We start from the raw sequence: 13933 nt of genomic DNA on the forward strand, positions 1-13933 counted from the left end.
GCGATCATGGCTGGGTGGAACGGCCGGTCATCGGGATCTTCGGGGCGGGGAAGGTGGGCACCGCCCTCGCCCGCCTGCTCGTCGCGTCCGGTCACCGCGTGCTCATCGCGGGGTCGCCGAGGCAGACCGCGCTCGAACTCGTCGTCGGCGTCGTGGCCCCCGGTACCGAGGTCGCGACCCCCGCGGCGCTCATCGAGGCGGCCGACGTGATCATCGTCGCCGTCCCGTTCGGCAAGGTCGAGTCGCTGCCGTGGGCCGAATTCGGCGGCAAGATCGTCGTCGACGCCACCAACTACTGGCCGCCGGTCGACGGCGCCATCCCCGAGATCGACGCCGACCCGCGCACGACCGCCGAGATCCACGCCGCCCTGAACCCGGCCGCCCGCGTCGTCAAGAGCCTCAACCACCTCGGCTACCACGACATGGAGGACGACGCGATGCCGCCGGGGTCGCGGCTGCGGCGCGCGCTCGCGGTCGTCGGGGACGACGAGGGCGCACGTCACGTCGTCGCCCGCCTGATCGACGCCATCGGGTTCGATCCCGTCGACGGCGGCGCGCTCGCGCACGGCCTGCTGCTCCAGCCGGGGCATCCCGCGTTCGGTCGCGAGTTGAGCTGCGCGGAACTCGGCGCGCTGCTCACGCCCGCCGCCGGCGCCCCGCGTGCCGCTGCCTGAGCCGGCCGGTCAGGCGAACTCGCGGCGCTGCCGCCGCCGCGCGCCGAGGTCGGCGAGGCTGATCGCGAGCGCGAGCGCGATGAGCAGCGACACGGAGATCATCCCGAATCCGTACGCGTCGCGGTAGGTCGCGAGGTCGGCGTCCTCGCCGCCCCCCTCGCGGAAGATGGTCGAGTAGAACAGCGACAGCCCGACCGCGGTGCCGACCGCGGTGCCGATCCGCTGCCCGAGCTGGCCGACCGAGCCCGCGAGCCCGCCCTGCTTCACGGGGATGTCCGCGAGCGCGAGCGTCTGGTTCGGCGCGACCACGAGGCCGCCGCCCGCGCCGGCCACGAGCATCGCGCCCGCCATGGCCCACGGCGTGAGGTCGGGCGGCGTGAGCAGGGCCGCGAGCATGAGCAGCCCGACGCCCAGGAGCATGACGACGATGCCGATCACCACGAGCCTGCGACCGTACCGGCCGACGAGCAGGCCGCCGCGCCACGAGCCCACCGCGCTCAGCAGCGCGAAGCCGATCGAGACCATGCCCGCGAACACCGGCGCGAGCCCGAGGCCGTGCTGCAGGTAGAGCGTCGTGAGCAGGAACATCGCGGGCACGGCGGCGAAGTAGACCGCCGCGAGCAGCGTGCCGTTGCGGTACGACGAGACCGAGAACAGGTCGAGGGGCACGAGCGGATGCCTCCCCCGCGACGCGTAGCGGCGCTCCCAGGCGACGAACGCGGTCCCGGCGAGCACGGTGACCACGAGCAGCCACCATCGTGCGGGGTCGTCCGTCGGCGACCCGGTCGTGAACAGGAACGGCCACATGAGCGAGAGCACCGTGATGCCGAACAACAGCACGCCGACCGGGTCGAGCTCGAGCGGCTGCGTCCCCTTCAGCTTCGTCTGCGGCAGCACCCAGATCGCGGCCGCGATGGCGGCGAGCGCGAGCGGCACGTTGATCCAGAAGATCCAGCGCCATCCGTCGGTCGGCCCGCCGAGCGCGATCAGCAGGCCGCCGAGCGTCGGCCCGAACGCGGTCGCGAGCCCGATCGTCGCGCCGAAGATGCCGAAGGCGCGGCCGCGCTCGGCGCCCTGGAACAGCTCCTGCACGAGCCCGATGACCTGCGGCATCTGGATGCCCGCGGCGACGCCCTGGACGAGTCGCGCGACCAGCAGGAACAGCCCGGTCGGCGCGAGCGCGCACGCGACGCTCGCGAGCGTGAAGAGGGCGAGCCCGACGATGAACAGCGTCTTGCGCGACCGCTGGTCGCCGATCCGCCCGGCGGGCACGAGCGTGAGGCCGAACGTGAGCACGTACCCCGACACGATGAGCTGCAGCTCGGTCGAGCTCGCGCCGAACGCGTCCTCGATCGACGGCAGGCCGACATTCACCTTCGACAGGTCGAGGATCGTGAGGGCCGCGACCGAGACCGCGACCCAGAACGCGCGGCGGCGGTTCCGGTCGGTCAATGGGATCGACCGCGTGAACGGATGCTTCGGCTCCTGCGCCACCCTGCCAGCCTAGGGGCGGAGAAACGGAGAAGCCCCGGCGAACCGGGGCTTCTCGGGATTGGTGGACCCAGGGGGATTCGAACCCCCGACCTTCTCATTGCGAACGAGACGCGCTACCAACTGCGCCATGGGCCCGAGCCGTGAACGACTCTATCACCCTCCGAGGGGTGGTCCGGACCACCTCCGGGGATCACACCGCCTGGCGGCGGCGACGGAGAACTGCGTCCAGATCCTCGAACCCGGGGGTCGTGTCGCCCACGATTCCCATGCGGGCGTACGGGCTCTCCTCGGCGGCGTCGGACGCCTCGGCGGAGGCCTCCGCGGGCACCTCCGCGGCCGGCGCCTTCGGCTGCAGCCGCGGCGGTTCCTGGGCGAGTTCGGCGGCCCGCTCGGCCAGTTCCGACTCGAGCTGGGCGCGGCGGAGCTGCCCGGCGGCCTCGATGGACGCCATCACCGCCGCGGCGACCGTGCCCTTGGAGAGGTGCAGCGGCTGCGGGAGCGGCTGGGGCGTCCAGCCGGCGTCGTCGTCGAGCTCGGGCTCGGGCACGTCGACGGGCACGGATGCCTCGGGCTCGGGTGCCGCCACGGGGGCCGGCACGACGATCGCGCGCTGCCGGCGCGCGACGCGTGCGAGGCGGGAGAGTTCGGCGAGCCCGACCACGACCGCGACGCCGCCCGCGACCGCGACCGCGGGCGTGAGTCCGAACGGCAGCCCCACGAGGCCGACGACGAGCGCGAGCAGGCCCACGAGCATGAGGAGCGACCGGCGCGCGCGTCGACGGCGGAGCACGCGTCGCGCGTCACGGTCGACGGCGACCGGGCGGGGAGCCGCATGCCCCTGGGCTTCGCGCTCCGGGGCATCCGAGACATCCGAGACGCCAGTGGTCTCCGACGCGACGACCGCGATCGGCTCGGTCGCGAGCGCGCGCTCGGCGGCCTCGCGCGCCTCGCGCGCCGCGGCGGCCGCCGTCACGCGCTCGGCGATCGCGCGCTGCTCGGCGGCCTCGGCCTCGAGCCTCGCGGTCTCGGTCCGCTCGGCCAGGATCCGCTGCTGGCTCGCGACGGCCCGCGCGTTCGCCTCGACGACGACCGGCTCGGGCGTCTCCGAGGTCTCCGCGAGGATCCGCAGCGTCTGCTGGAGCCGCACCGCGTTGCGCTCCGTCGCGAGGTACTGGCGACGGCGCAGCCACATCGGCAGCAGGTACGCGATCCAGAGCACGGCGGACGCTGCGATCAGCACACCCCCGCCGACGACGTCCATGGGTCAACGGTAGGGGACGGCGTGCAACCGTTCCCAATCGAACCGGGCGTGTCAGCGATCCCCCACCCGAAGTGGGTGCACGGCGGCGACCTGGTCGGCCTCGGGCACGCGCGCCGCGTCCTGCGGGGCGCGCCCGTCGCGCCAACGCGACAGCACGCCGCGCGGCACCTCCTCGGCCACGAGGCCGAACGCGAAGTGGTCGCGCCAGTCGCCGTTGATGTGGATGAACCGGCGGCGCAGGCCCTCGTAGCGGAACCCGAGCTTCTCGACGACCCGCAGCGACGGGCCGTTCTCGGGCCGGATGCAGATCTCCATCCGGTGCAGCCGGAGCACGAGGAAGCAGTAGTCGGTCGCGAGCGCGACTGCGGTCGGCGTGATGCCCCGGCCCGCGACGTGCTGGGACACCCAGTAGCCGATCGTCGCCGACGACAGCGAGCCGTGCGTGATCGACGAGACGTTGAGCTGGCCGACGATCTCGCCGTCGACCTCGATCACGAACGGCAGCGCGGTGCCGGCCCGGGCGTGCGCGAGCAGGTTGCGGATGCTCGCCTTCACGTCGATGGCCGTGCCGCCGCCCGGGTAGGTCGCCTCCCATTGGCGGAGCCACGCGCGGTTGTCGAGCAGCGAGCGCTCGAGCGGTTTCGCGTCGCGCGAGCGGATGGGCCGGAGCACGACCTCGCCGTCCCGGAGGATCGGCAGCACGGCGGACGGCATGGTCAGGCGCCGCGGGATGCGACGTACCCTGCGAGCCAGGCGATCAGGTCGGGCCCGAGGTCGTCGCGGTCTCCGGCGAGCTGGATGACGGCCTTGATGTAGTCGAGCTTGTCGCCGGTGTCGTACCGGCGTCCGCGGAAGACGACGCCGTACACGCCGCCCGTGCCCTCGACGTCGCCGGCCATCTCCATGAGGGCGTCCGTGAGCTGGATCTCGCCGCCCTTGCCGGGCGGGGTGCGCTCGAGCACGTCGAACACCTCGGGCTTCAGGATGTACCGGCCGATGACGGCGTAGTTCGACGGCGCGTGCTCCTTGGCGGGCTTCTCGACGAGCCCCGTGACGCGGACCACGTCCGGGTCGTCGGTGGGCTCGACCTCCGCCGCGCCGTAGAGGTGGATCTGGTCGGGGTCGACCTCGAGCAGGGCGACGATCGTCGCATCCCTGGCCGCGTGCTCGTCGAGCATCCGCGTCAGCAGCGGGTCGCGCGCGTCGATCAGGTCGTCGCCGAGGAGCACCGCGAACGACTCGCGCCCGACGTGCTTGCGTGCGCGGCTCACGGCGTGCCCGAGCCCGCGCGGGTCGCCCTGCCGGACGAAGTGGACGTCGGCGAGGTGGCTCACCTCGACGACGCGCTGGAGCTTGGCATCGTCGCCCTTGGCCTCGAGGGTCTCCTCGAGCTCGGTGACGCGGTCGAAGTGGTTCGCGAGCGCGTTCTTGTTGCGCCCCACGATCATGAGGATGTCGTCCAGGCCCGCGGCCACGGCCTCCTCGACCACGTACTGGATGGCGGGCTTGTCGACGACCGGGAGCATCTCCTTCGGCATGGCCTTGGTCGCCGGCAGGAATCGGGTGCCGAGGCCGGCTGCGGGAATGACTGCCTTCGTGATCCGGGTCATGCGCCCCAGCGTATGCGGGAGGCGACGGGCGAGTCCATGGTCATCGCTCTAGGATGACGCCATGTCCGCCGACCCCGACGTCCGCAAGCGCATCCTGCGCGCCGAGCTCCGCGAGCGCCGCCAGGTCATGTCCGACCTCGAACGCGGGCACGCGACGGAGGGCTTCACCGCGCGCCTCCAGGAACTCGTGGGCACGACCGGCGCCGAGTCGCTGTCGTGCTACCTGTCGCTCCCGACCGAACCGAACACGCGTCCCTTCGTGAACTGGGCCGAGGCGCGGGGCATCCGGGTCCTGTTCCCGATCACGCGCGAGGACGGCCTGCTCGACTGGACCGTCGGCGAGGAGCAGACCGAGTCGGTCGGCATGCACGGCGTGCCCCACGCGCACGGCGAGCTCCTCGGTCCCATGGCCATCAACGACGTCGACCTGATCCTCGTGCCGGCCGCCGCGATCGACCGGACCGGCATGCGGCTCGGCTGGGGCCGGGGCTATTTCGACAAGACCCTCGGTTCGATGGGAAAATGTCCTCCGGTGTACGCCGTCGTCTTCGACGCGGAGTTCGTCGAGTCCGTGCCGCGCGAGCGGCACGACCAGGCGGTGAACGGCGTCGTGACCCCGACGCGCATCATCGCCTTCTGACCGCACCGGCCGAGCCGGCGCCCCGAAGCACGAGGAAGTCCCCCCAATGCCCACCTATTCGTACCGTTGCACGGAGTGCGACAATGCCTTCGACATCCACCAGGCCTTCAGCGACGACGCGCTCACCGCGTGCGACGCGTGCGGCGGCCGGCTGCGGAAGCTCTTCAACACGATCGGCGTGACCTTCAACGGGTCGGGCTTCTACCGCACGGATTCGCGCTCGGGCGGTTCGAAGGGCGGGTCGGATGCCTCGTCCGGCGGCTCGTCGAGCGGTTCGTCGTCGGGCTCGTCCGGCTCGTCCGGCTCCGGGTCGGGTTCGTCCTCGTCCGGCGGCTCGGGTGGCTCGGGCAGCGGCTCGACCTCGTCGGCACCCTCGGCTAGCGTGGCGTGAGTCCGGCGAGCGAAGGGCGGGTGGAGATCGTGCTCAGGGGCTTCAAGGAGTTCATCCTCCGCGGCAACGTGATCGAGCTCGCGGTCGCGGTCGTGATCGGCGCCGCGTTCACCGCGGTCGTCAACTCGATCGTGGGCAACCTGATCAACCCGCTGATCGGCATCATCTTCCAGGCCGACAGCCTCGACGACGCGCTCGTCTGGGAGGTGCCGACCCTGTCGGGCGGCATGGCCGAGGTCCGCTTCGGCGCCGTGATCGGCGCGATCATCGCGTTCGCCATCGTCGCGACCGTCGTCTACTTCGTGTTCGTCCTGCCCATGAACACGCTGAAGGACCGGGCCGACGCCAAGCGCAAGGCCGGCGTGCCGGACCCGTCCCAGCCCGAGAACGAGCTCACGGTCCTCTCCGAGATCCGCGACCTGCTCGCGGCGGAGCGCACCAACCGCGACGGCTGAGCGCGCGTCGCACACCCCCGCCGCCGGTCCCCCACGAACGCGCGGGCGGTCGACGGCTCACCAGTGCGGCGGCCGCTCGCGCGTGATCCGCTCGTCGTCCGGGCCGGGCTTGCGCGCGCCGGGCTTCCGCGCGCGCGACTCGTCCTCGTCGCGCCCGGGCACGGCAGACTCGGGCGACGGATCCGTGCCGGGCGCCGGCGTCAGCCGCGCGCGGCGGCTTCGGCCCGGCGCCTTCTCGACTCGCTGGCGCGGGGCATCCTGCCCCTCCGTCACGATGCCGCCCGGTCGCTCGCCGGTTCCGGCTCGCTGCGACCGAGCAGTGCGGCGACGCGCGCGGCCACCGCGTCCGGGTTGCCGAACAGCTCGAAGCTGTGCACGCGCAGGTAGTGCCAGCCGAGTCGGCGAAGCACGTCCGGGCGGAGCCGGAGCGATTCACGCAGGCTCTCGCCGCCGAGATCGGCATCGGTCTCGAGCACGACCGCCTTGCCGGATCCGGCCGCCGCGAGCGTGATCCGCCCGCGGTAGCCGAGCGCCACGCGGATGCCCCGCCGCTCGAGCCGTGCGGCGAGGTCGACGAGCATCGCGGGCGCCTCGCCCGGTGCGTTCTCGGCCTGGGCGCGACGCTCCTCGGTCTGCGCGAGCACCTGGGCGAGCGCGAGCACGCCGTGCGCCTGGCGGTCCTCGTCGATGTGCTCGGGGCGGAACGCGGCGACGAGGTCCATCGAGCGCCGGGCGCGGGTCATCCCGACCGCCAGCAGCCGATCACCGCCCGGCTCGCCGAGCGGACCGAAGTTCGACAGCAGCCGACCGTGCGGCGTCCGGCCGTAGCCGACCGAGAAGATGACCCGGTCGCGGCTCTGCGCGACCGCCTGCTCGAGCGTGAGCACGGTGAACGGCTCGGCGCGGTCCTTCAGGATGAAGTCCGACAGGTCGCGGCGCTTCGCGAACGCGGCGAGCACCGACTGGTGCACGCGCGCCGCGTGGCGCGCGCTCGCGGTGATGACCATGAGCGACTCGCGCGGCCGCTTCACCGCGTGCTCCATGACGAGCTCGACGACCTTGCCGACCTCGGCGTCCACGCTCTCGACGGTGCCCGTGCGCGGGTCCGGGAGTCCGTTGCCGTCGACGTAGTGCAACCCGAGGCTCCCGTGCCCGAGGAACGAGCCCGCCCACGGCAGCGACGAGATGCGCCCGCCGTAGAACCGGCTGTTGACGAGCTCCGCGAGGTCCTCGCCGCCCGCGCGGTAGCTGCGCGTGAGCGTGAGGGTCGGCAGCAGTTCGCCGAGCCGGGCGAGCGCCGAGTCGGCGTGCAGCGCGTCGACGTCCTCGACGGTCGACGGGCGCGCCGTGGCGCCCTGACGGTCGGGGTCGTCGATGCCCGTCTCGAACCGCGTCGGGGTCTGGGTCACCGGGTCGCCGAACGCGACCACCTGGCGTGCGCGCCGGATGGCGCCGAGGTTCTCGGCGATCGTCGTCGCGCCCGCGTCGACCAGGATCACGGTGTCGAACGGGATCGTGTCGGGCACGTCGCCGACGTCGTACGGCGAGGCCAGCCAGACCGGGGCGAGCAGTCGGAGGAGCTGGGGCGACTCCGCCTGCAGGAGGGACGCGCGCACGCGGTCGCCGCGGAGCGCGCGCTTGAGCCGCGCCGCCTCGTCGGCCTGGTCGACGAGGGCCACGCGCCAGTTCTCGGCGAGGCGCCAGGCCAGGAGGGCCCCGCCCGCCGCGGCGTGCGCCTCGTCGACGAGCCGGAAGTCGGCCTCGAGCCGGTCGAGCACCGCGGTGTTCGCGCCGAGGAGCGCGCGGTCCGCCTGCAGCTCGCCCTCGAGCATCGACTGCCACCACGCCAGCTCGAGCTCGTCGGAGACGTGCGACTCCGGGACGTGGCGCGTCGAGAGGTCGACGAGCAGCGGGTCGAGGCCGAGCTCGCGCAGCCGGGCGAGGAGCGCGGTGCGCTCCTGCAGGTTGGCGAGCACCTCGGACTCGGCGGCGAGCGCCTCGAGCGTCGAGCACAGGTTCGCGATCGGTCGCGCCGCGAGCCGGCGGGGCGTGCCCGCGATGCCGAGCGGCGCGTCGAGCGTCGCGAGATCCGCCGCGACCGCCTCGAATGCGACGTGCACGTCGTCGATGCCGACGGGGACCCTGGGCACGGCGCCGGCATCCGAGTACCGCTGCCAGAGCGTCCGCTGCTGCTGCACGCCGCGCAGCGCCGAGCTGAGGTCGGACACGTGCACGCCCGGGCGCACGTACTCGAGCGCGTGCCGGCGGAGCCGCCGACGGTTCGACCACGACATGCCCTGCGAATCGCGGTGGGACCCCGTCGCCGCGATCAGCTCGCCGAGCGGCCGGTCGAAGACGGTCGGCTTGAACCGGTCGAGCGTCTCCCGGATGTCCCGCAGGAGCCGCAGGAACACCCCGAGCTCGGCGACCGACTCGAACGGGCGGAGCCGGGTCTGGTCGATGAGCGCGCGCCCGCGGTCGACGAGCCGGGGCACGTCGGCCCCGGCGAGTCGCCGGGCGAGCGCGTGCGCCGCGGACGCGTCCTCGGCGGTGTCGAACGAGCTGCCGTACCAGGGCGAGTCGCCCGGGCCGTACTTGAACTCGCCGAGCGCCGCCGCGCGGACCAGGTCGCGGGCGACGCGATCGCGGCCCTCGGCCGTGGCCATGAGGCATCCGCGATCCAGCCGCGTCGTGGTCTGCGGCGGCTCGGGCAGCAGCGACAGCCGCGACAGCTCGCCGATCGCGTCGAGCACCGACGCCCGGAGCTCGGGATCGCGGCGCGTGAGCGCGGCGCGGTAGTCGAGCAGCACCTTGCGGAGCCGCACGAGCGCGTCGTCGACCTCGGCGACGCGCGGCCGCTCGGCCTTCTCGTTGCGGGAGATCGACTGGATGAGCTCGCGGCGCAGGCCCGCGGTCGTGACCGCGGCGCCGCCGAGCCCGACCTGGGCGAGCCGATGGGCGATCCCGTCGAGGCTCGGGGCGCGCGGGCCGACGACGAGGACGCGGCGGTCCTTCGCGACGAGCGCGCCGATCGCGTTCACGATGGTCTGGGTGCCGCCGGTGCCCGGCAGCGTCTTCACGACGACGGATGCCCCGCCCTCGATGCGCGCCAGCACGCGCTCCTGCTCGGGGTCGGCGTCGAGCAGGAGACGATCGCCCTGCGGCGGCCGCTCGTCCTGCGGGATGATCGCCGTGGACTCCGCCTGCCCCGCGAGCGACTCGCGCGCGGCCGGATCGCCGGCCACGGCGCGGATCACCGGATGGTCCAGGTTCCGCGCGTCCGCGGCCATCGCGGGCCCGACCTCCGCGAAGGACGACACGACGAGTCGCGGCGCCACGCGGAACCACGGCAGGTGCGCGGTGAGGCCGCGCAGGCGATCGATCACGGGCTGCGGCTTGAAGACGCCGTTCGAGATCGCGAGCGCGACGAACGCGTCGGCGTCGAGGACGATGCCGAACTGGTCGCGCAGTTCGCGCGCGAGCGCCGGGTTGAGGAACGGCTGGCCCTTGAGCTTCAGCTCGAAGTCGCGGCCGTACCGCCGGATCGCGAGCGGGCGCAGCAGGACCGGCGCGACGCAGTCCTCGCCGTCATGCGGCCACGACGCCAGGCCGATCGCGAGGTGGACGCCCTCGATGCCGCGCACCCCGCGCAGCTCGATGCCCTTCTGGGTGATCTCGGCCGCCGCGAGCTTCGCATTGCGCAGCGCGAGCTCGTCCCGGATGAGGCTCGACAGGAGCGTCGAATTGCCCGTGATGAACTGCGGCAGCCCGCCGGGGTGGGTCGTGGAGAGCTCGATGCGCGTGCGCGGCGTGTCGACGAAGCGCACGAGCGGCGACCGGCCGCCGAGTGCGGCGAGCTCGGCCAGCCACGCCCGGTGCGCCGGGTCGGCGACCTCCTCGCCGCCCGCGGGCGGGGCGCCGACGGTGACGGAGTCGGGCGAGCTCCGGGGCGACACGGGTTCCGGGCTGAGGTCCCCGGCGGCAGGGTCGACCTCGGTCGGGAGGAACTCCTCGTCGGCGGAGTCGCGATCGGGCCGGGGCACATCGAGAGGATATGCGCGGATGGCTCGGTTCCGGCGCATCTTCAGCCGCGATGCGTAGATTCGGACCGAGCCGATCGCGCGCCGCCCGGCGTCGCCCACTCACGAAGGAGCATCCGTGAAGTCCGTCACCCCCGAGGCCGCCCACGCCCTGGAGGACCTGTGGGTCCTCGACGTCCGCGAAGCGGACGAGGTCGCGCAGGCGCGGCTCGAGTCGGCCCAGCACATCCCGCTCGGCGAACTCGTGGCCCGCCTGGACGAGGTCCCGCGGGATCGCACGGTGCACGTGCTCTGCCACGTCGGCGGCCGCAGCGCGCAGGCGACCGTGTTCCTCGAGGCGCAGGGCCTCGACGCCGTCAACATCGACGGCGGCATCGTCGCCTGGTACCGCGCCGGCCTGCCGATCGTCACCGGCGCGGACTGACCCCTCGGGCCCGCCCGGCGACCGCATCGGCCCGCGCGAGGCAGGGCTCGGCGGGCCGACGGGTGCGGGTCGCTCGGTCGGTGCGGGTCGCTCAGGCGGTTGCGAGCTCGAGCCCGTGCGCGCGCGCGACGCCCTCGTTCATGAGGTGTCCGCCGGTCGCGTTCAGGCCCTTGGCGAGCGCGGCGTCCTCGGCGAGGGCGGCCTGCCAGCCGAGGTCGGCGATGCGCATCGCGTACGGGAGGGTGGCGTTCGTGAGCGCGGGGGTCGACGTCGCGGGGACTGCCCCGGGCATGTTCGCGACGCAGTAGAAGATCGCGTCGTGCACGCGGTAGGTCGGCTCGGCGTGCGTGGTCGGGCGCGAGCCCTCGAAGCATCCGCCCTGGTCGATCGCGATGTCCACGAGGACCGCGCCCGGCCTCATGGTCGCGACCATGGCGTCGGTGACGACCTTGGGTGCGGCGGCGCCCGGGACCAGCACGGCGCCGACGACGAGGTCGGCGTCCTTCACCTGGCGCGCGATCTCGTAGGGCGACGATGCGAGCGTCTTGATGCGGTGGTCGTAGCGGGCGTCGAGTTCGCGCAGCTTCGACAGCGAGATGTCGAAGACGGTGACGTCGGCGCCGAGGCCGAGCGCGGTGGCCGCGGCCTGCTCGCCGGCGACGCCGCCGCCGATGACGACCACCTTCGCGGGCGCCGTGCCGGGCACGCCGCCGAGGAGGACCCCCCGGCCGCCCTTGGACGCGAGCAGCGAGGCCGCGCCGACCTGCGGCGCGAGCCGGCCGGCGACCTCGCTCATCGGCGTGAGGAGCGGCAGCGACCGGTCGGGCAGCTGCACGGTCTCGTACGCGATGGCGGTGACGCCCGAGTCGAGGATCGCGCGCGTGAGCGGCAGGTCGGCGGCGAGGTGCAGGTAGGTGAAGAGCGTGAGGTCCTCGCGGAGGAATCCGTACTCCTGCTCGATCGGCTCCTTGACCTTGAGGACGAGCTCGGCCGACCAGGCCTCGGCGGCGGTGTCCACGATCGTCGCACCGGCCTCGCGGTACTCGTCGTCGGTGCAGCCGGCTCCGACGCCGGCCCCCGCCTGGACGTCGACGCGGTGTCCGCGGCCGACGAGCGCGTGCACGCCCGCGGGCGTCATCGCGACCCGGAATTCGTTGTTCTTGATCTCAGCGGGCACGCCGACGTGCATGGTGGTCTCCGAATGCGATGAGTGGATGGTCCTTCCATGGTCCGCCTTCATTCGCCGATCCGGAAGAGTCACCGCATGATGTTCGGTAGGATACCGGTATTCGTTCCAGAAGTTCGGAAGGCGAGGGCATGGCGACCGACGCACCGCAGATCCGCACGACGGGCCCCGCCGTGCTCGACGACATCGACCGCGAGATCATCGCGCTGCTGCACGAGAACGCGCGGATCCCGAACGTCGAGCTCGCCCACGCCGTCGGCGTCTCCCCGTCGACGTGCCTGGCCAGGGTCCGCTCGCTCCGCGAGCGCGGCGTGATCGTGCGCTACACCGCCGAGATCGACCCGGCGGCCCTGGGGTTCACGCTCCAGGCGCTCGTGAGCGTGCGCATCCGCCCCGGCGCCCGCCACCTCATGGAGCAGATCTCCGACGAGCTGCGCCGCGAGCCCGAGGTCGCGCAGCTCTTCTTCCTCGGCGGCACCGAGGACTTCCTCATCCACGTCCGCGTGCGCGACAGCGACCACGTGCGCCAGTTCGTGCTCAAGAACCTCTCGGCGAACCCCGCGGTCGCGCTCACCGAGACCAACCTGGTGTTCGAGCACCACACCGCCCTCTCCGCCGGGCTCCGCGCGGTGCTCTAAGCGGGCCCGGGCGGCCCCGGCCGGCTCAGCCCCGCACCGGGAGGATCTCCGAGAGGTCGACCCCGTCCGGCTCCTCGAGCTGCGCGTACGTGCACGATTCGGGCGTGCGATCCGGACGCCACCTGCGGAACTGCGCGGTGTGGCGGAACCGGTCGCCCTCGAGCTTCTCGTAGGCGACCTCGACGACGAGTTCGGGCCGGAGCGGCACGAACGAGAGGTCCTTCCCCGCGCTCCACCGGCTGACCGCGCCCGGCATGCGCGTGTCCGCGTGCGCGGCCTGGTCGGCCCACTCGCCCCAGGGGTGCGTGCCGGGCGCGACGTCGCGGAGCGGCTCGAGTTCGGCGACGAGGCTCGCCCGCCGGGCCATCGCGAAGCTCGCCGCGACCCCGACGTGGTGGAGCCGGCCGTCGTCGCCCCAGAGGCCGAGCAGGAGCGAGCCGACGATCGGGCCGGACTTGTGCCAGCGGAATCCCGCGACGACGCAGTCCGCCGTGCGCTCGTGCTTGACCTTGAACATCACGCGCTTGTCGGGCTGGTACGCACCGTCGAGCGGCTTCGCGACCACGCCGTCGAGCCCCGCGCCCTCGAAGCGCGTGAACCAGTCGCGCGCCTCCTCGAGGTCGGTCGTCGCGGGCGTCAGGAAGACCGGGTCGGACGCCCCGGCGAGCGCGTCCTCGAGCAGCCGGCGCCGTTCGCCGAACGGCCGCGCGGTCAGGTCGTCGTCCCCGAGCGCGAGCAGGTCGAACCCGACGAACGAGGCGGGCGTCTGCTCGGCGAGGAGCTTCACCCGGCTCGCGGCGGGATGGATCCGCTGCTGGAGCGCGTCGAAGTCGAGCCGGCCGTCGCGCACGAGCACGATCTCGCCGTCGACGACGCAGCGCTCGGGCAGGTTCGCCTTCAGCTCCTCGACGAGCTCGGGGAAGTACCTGGTCATGGGCCGTTCGTTCCGGCTGCCGAGTTCGACCTCGTCGCCGTCGCGGAACACGATCGTGCGGAAGCCGTCCCACTTCGGCTCGACGTGCCCGACGTCCGGGATCTCCTTCACCGCCTTCGCGAGCATCGGCGCAACGGGCGGCATCACCGGCAGGTCCATCCGTCCATCCTGCCCCCGCCCGCCCGG

General features: G+C 73.2%; 14 protein-coding genes and 1 tRNA gene. 6 read left to right on the forward strand and 9 right to left on the reverse strand.

The genetic code is table 11. The annotated features are described in order from the left end of the window. Positions 1–14 precede the first annotated feature (14 nt). Positions 15–674 (forward strand): NADPH-dependent F420 reductase, encoded by a 660-nt coding sequence (locus ACDF64_RS00070; protein ID WP_394552758.1) that lies wholly within the window; start codon positions 15–17, stop codon positions 672–674. A 9-nt stretch (positions 675–683) separates the two neighbouring features. Here ACDF64_RS00070 and ACDF64_RS00075 read toward each other — a convergent pair whose 3' ends face one another. From ACDF64_RS00075 to galU, 5 genes are all read right to left on the reverse strand, one after another. Beyond that, positions 684–2168: an MFS transporter gene (locus ACDF64_RS00075; RefSeq protein WP_394552759.1), complete on the reverse strand. Its 1485-nt coding sequence runs from the start codon at positions 2166–2168 to the stop codon at positions 684–686. Positions 2169–2227: 59 nt separating this feature from the next. Then, positions 2228–2303, reverse strand: a tRNA-Ala gene (locus ACDF64_RS00080). 55 nt (positions 2304–2358) lie between these two features. Continuing rightward, positions 2359–3429, reverse strand: a complete 1071-nt coding sequence (locus ACDF64_RS00085; RefSeq protein ID WP_394552760.1) for a hypothetical protein — start codon at positions 3427–3429, stop codon at positions 2359–2361. Positions 3430–3480: 51 nt separating this feature from the next. Continuing rightward, a complete protein-coding gene (locus ACDF64_RS00090) occupies positions 3481–4143 on the reverse strand; it encodes a GNAT family N-acetyltransferase (protein ID WP_394552761.1) in 663 nt (220 codons plus the stop codon). A 2-nt stretch (positions 4144–4145) separates the two neighbouring features. Beyond that, the gene (gene galU / locus ACDF64_RS00095; RefSeq protein ID WP_394552762.1) at positions 4146–5039 is read right to left on the reverse strand and encodes a UTP--glucose-1-phosphate uridylyltransferase GalU; all 894 of its coding nucleotides are present in this window, start codon (positions 5037–5039) and stop codon (positions 4146–4148) included. 61 nt (positions 5040–5100) lie between these two features. On the opposite strand from galU, the gene ACDF64_RS00100 reads away from it, so the two are divergent. From ACDF64_RS00100 to mscL, 3 genes are read left to right on the forward strand one after another with little or no spacing between them, the layout of a single operon-like run. Further along, on the forward strand, positions 5101–5679 hold the full coding sequence (locus ACDF64_RS00100) for a 5-formyltetrahydrofolate cyclo-ligase (RefSeq protein WP_394552763.1): 579 nt from the start codon (positions 5101–5103) through the stop codon (positions 5677–5679). A gap of 46 nt (positions 5680–5725) precedes the next feature. Next, complete coding sequence (locus ACDF64_RS00105; protein WP_394552764.1) at positions 5726–6070, forward strand: FmdB family zinc ribbon protein; 345 nt, start codon at positions 5726–5728, stop codon at positions 6068–6070. Between the two features lie 29 nt (positions 6071–6099). Beyond that, positions 6100–6525: a large conductance mechanosensitive channel protein MscL gene (gene mscL / locus ACDF64_RS00110; protein ID WP_394555018.1), complete on the forward strand. Its 426-nt coding sequence runs from the start codon at positions 6100–6102 to the stop codon at positions 6523–6525. A 57-nt stretch (positions 6526–6582) separates the two neighbouring features. Here mscL and ACDF64_RS00115 read toward each other — a convergent pair whose 3' ends face one another. Continuing rightward, positions 6583–6798, reverse strand: coding sequence for a hypothetical protein (locus ACDF64_RS00115; RefSeq protein ID WP_394552765.1), 216 nt, complete (start codon positions 6796–6798; stop codon positions 6583–6585). Further along, positions 6795–10568: an AAA family ATPase gene (locus tag ACDF64_RS00120; protein WP_394552766.1), complete on the reverse strand. Its 3774-nt coding sequence runs from the start codon at positions 10566–10568 to the stop codon at positions 6795–6797. The genes ACDF64_RS00115 and ACDF64_RS00120 overlap by 4 nt, the downstream gene beginning before the upstream one ends. Before the next feature lie 115 nt (positions 10569–10683). Here ACDF64_RS00120 and ACDF64_RS00125 point away from each other — a divergent pair, with 115 nt between their 5' ends. Further along, positions 10684–10989, forward strand: coding sequence for a rhodanese-like domain-containing protein (locus ACDF64_RS00125; protein WP_394552767.1), 306 nt, complete (start codon positions 10684–10686; stop codon positions 10987–10989). Positions 10990–11080: 91 nt separating this feature from the next. On the opposite strand, the gene ald is transcribed toward ACDF64_RS00125, so the two are convergent. Next, complete coding sequence (gene ald, locus ACDF64_RS00130) at positions 11081–12178, reverse strand: alanine dehydrogenase (RefSeq protein ID WP_394552768.1); 1098 nt, start codon at positions 12176–12178, stop codon at positions 11081–11083. A gap of 128 nt (positions 12179–12306) precedes the next feature. Between ald and ACDF64_RS00135 the strand changes: the two genes are divergently transcribed. Further along, a complete protein-coding gene (locus ACDF64_RS00135; protein ID WP_394552769.1) occupies positions 12307–12813 on the forward strand; it encodes an Lrp/AsnC family transcriptional regulator in 507 nt (168 codons plus the stop codon). Between the two features lie 25 nt (positions 12814–12838). On the opposite strand, the gene ACDF64_RS00140 is transcribed toward ACDF64_RS00135, so the two are convergent. After that, positions 12839–13906: an ATP-dependent DNA ligase gene (locus ACDF64_RS00140; protein WP_394552770.1), complete on the reverse strand. Its 1068-nt coding sequence runs from the start codon at positions 13904–13906 to the stop codon at positions 12839–12841. Positions 13907–13933: the final 27 nt, after the last annotated feature.

The sequence above is a fragment of the Agromyces sp. MMS24-JH15 genome (assembly GCF_043518605.1).
Lineage (GTDB): Bacteria > Actinomycetota > Actinomycetes > Actinomycetales > Microbacteriaceae > Agromyces.

Bases quoted from the DNA above. Each gene is read 5' to 3' on its own strand.
- ACDF64_RS00090 (WP_394552761.1), bottom strand. From the start codon at position 4,143: ATGCCGTCCGCCGTGCTGCCGATCCTCCGGGACGGCGAGGTCGTGCTC.
- ACDF64_RS00140 (WP_394552770.1), bottom strand. From the start codon at position 13,906: ATGGACCTGCCGGTGATGCCGCCCGTTGCGCCGATGCTCGCGAAGGCG.
- ACDF64_RS00085 (WP_394552760.1), bottom strand. From the start codon at position 3,429: ATGGACGTCGTCGGCGGGGGTGTGCTGATCGCAGCGTCCGCCGTGCTC.
- ACDF64_RS00135 (WP_394552769.1), top strand. From the start codon at position 12,307: ATGGCGACCGACGCACCGCAGATCCGCACGACGGGCCCCGCCGTGCTC.
- ald (WP_394552768.1), bottom strand. From the start codon at position 12,178: ATGCACGTCGGCGTGCCCGCTGAGATCAAGAACAACGAATTCCGGGTC.
- ACDF64_RS00105 (WP_394552764.1), top strand. From the start codon at position 5,726: ATGCCCACCTATTCGTACCGTTGCACGGAGTGCGACAATGCCTTCGAC.
- galU (WP_394552762.1), bottom strand. From the start codon at position 5,039: ATGACCCGGATCACGAAGGCAGTCATTCCCGCAGCCGGCCTCGGCACC.
- ACDF64_RS00100 (WP_394552763.1), top strand. From the start codon at position 5,101: ATGTCCGCCGACCCCGACGTCCGCAAGCGCATCCTGCGCGCCGAGCTC.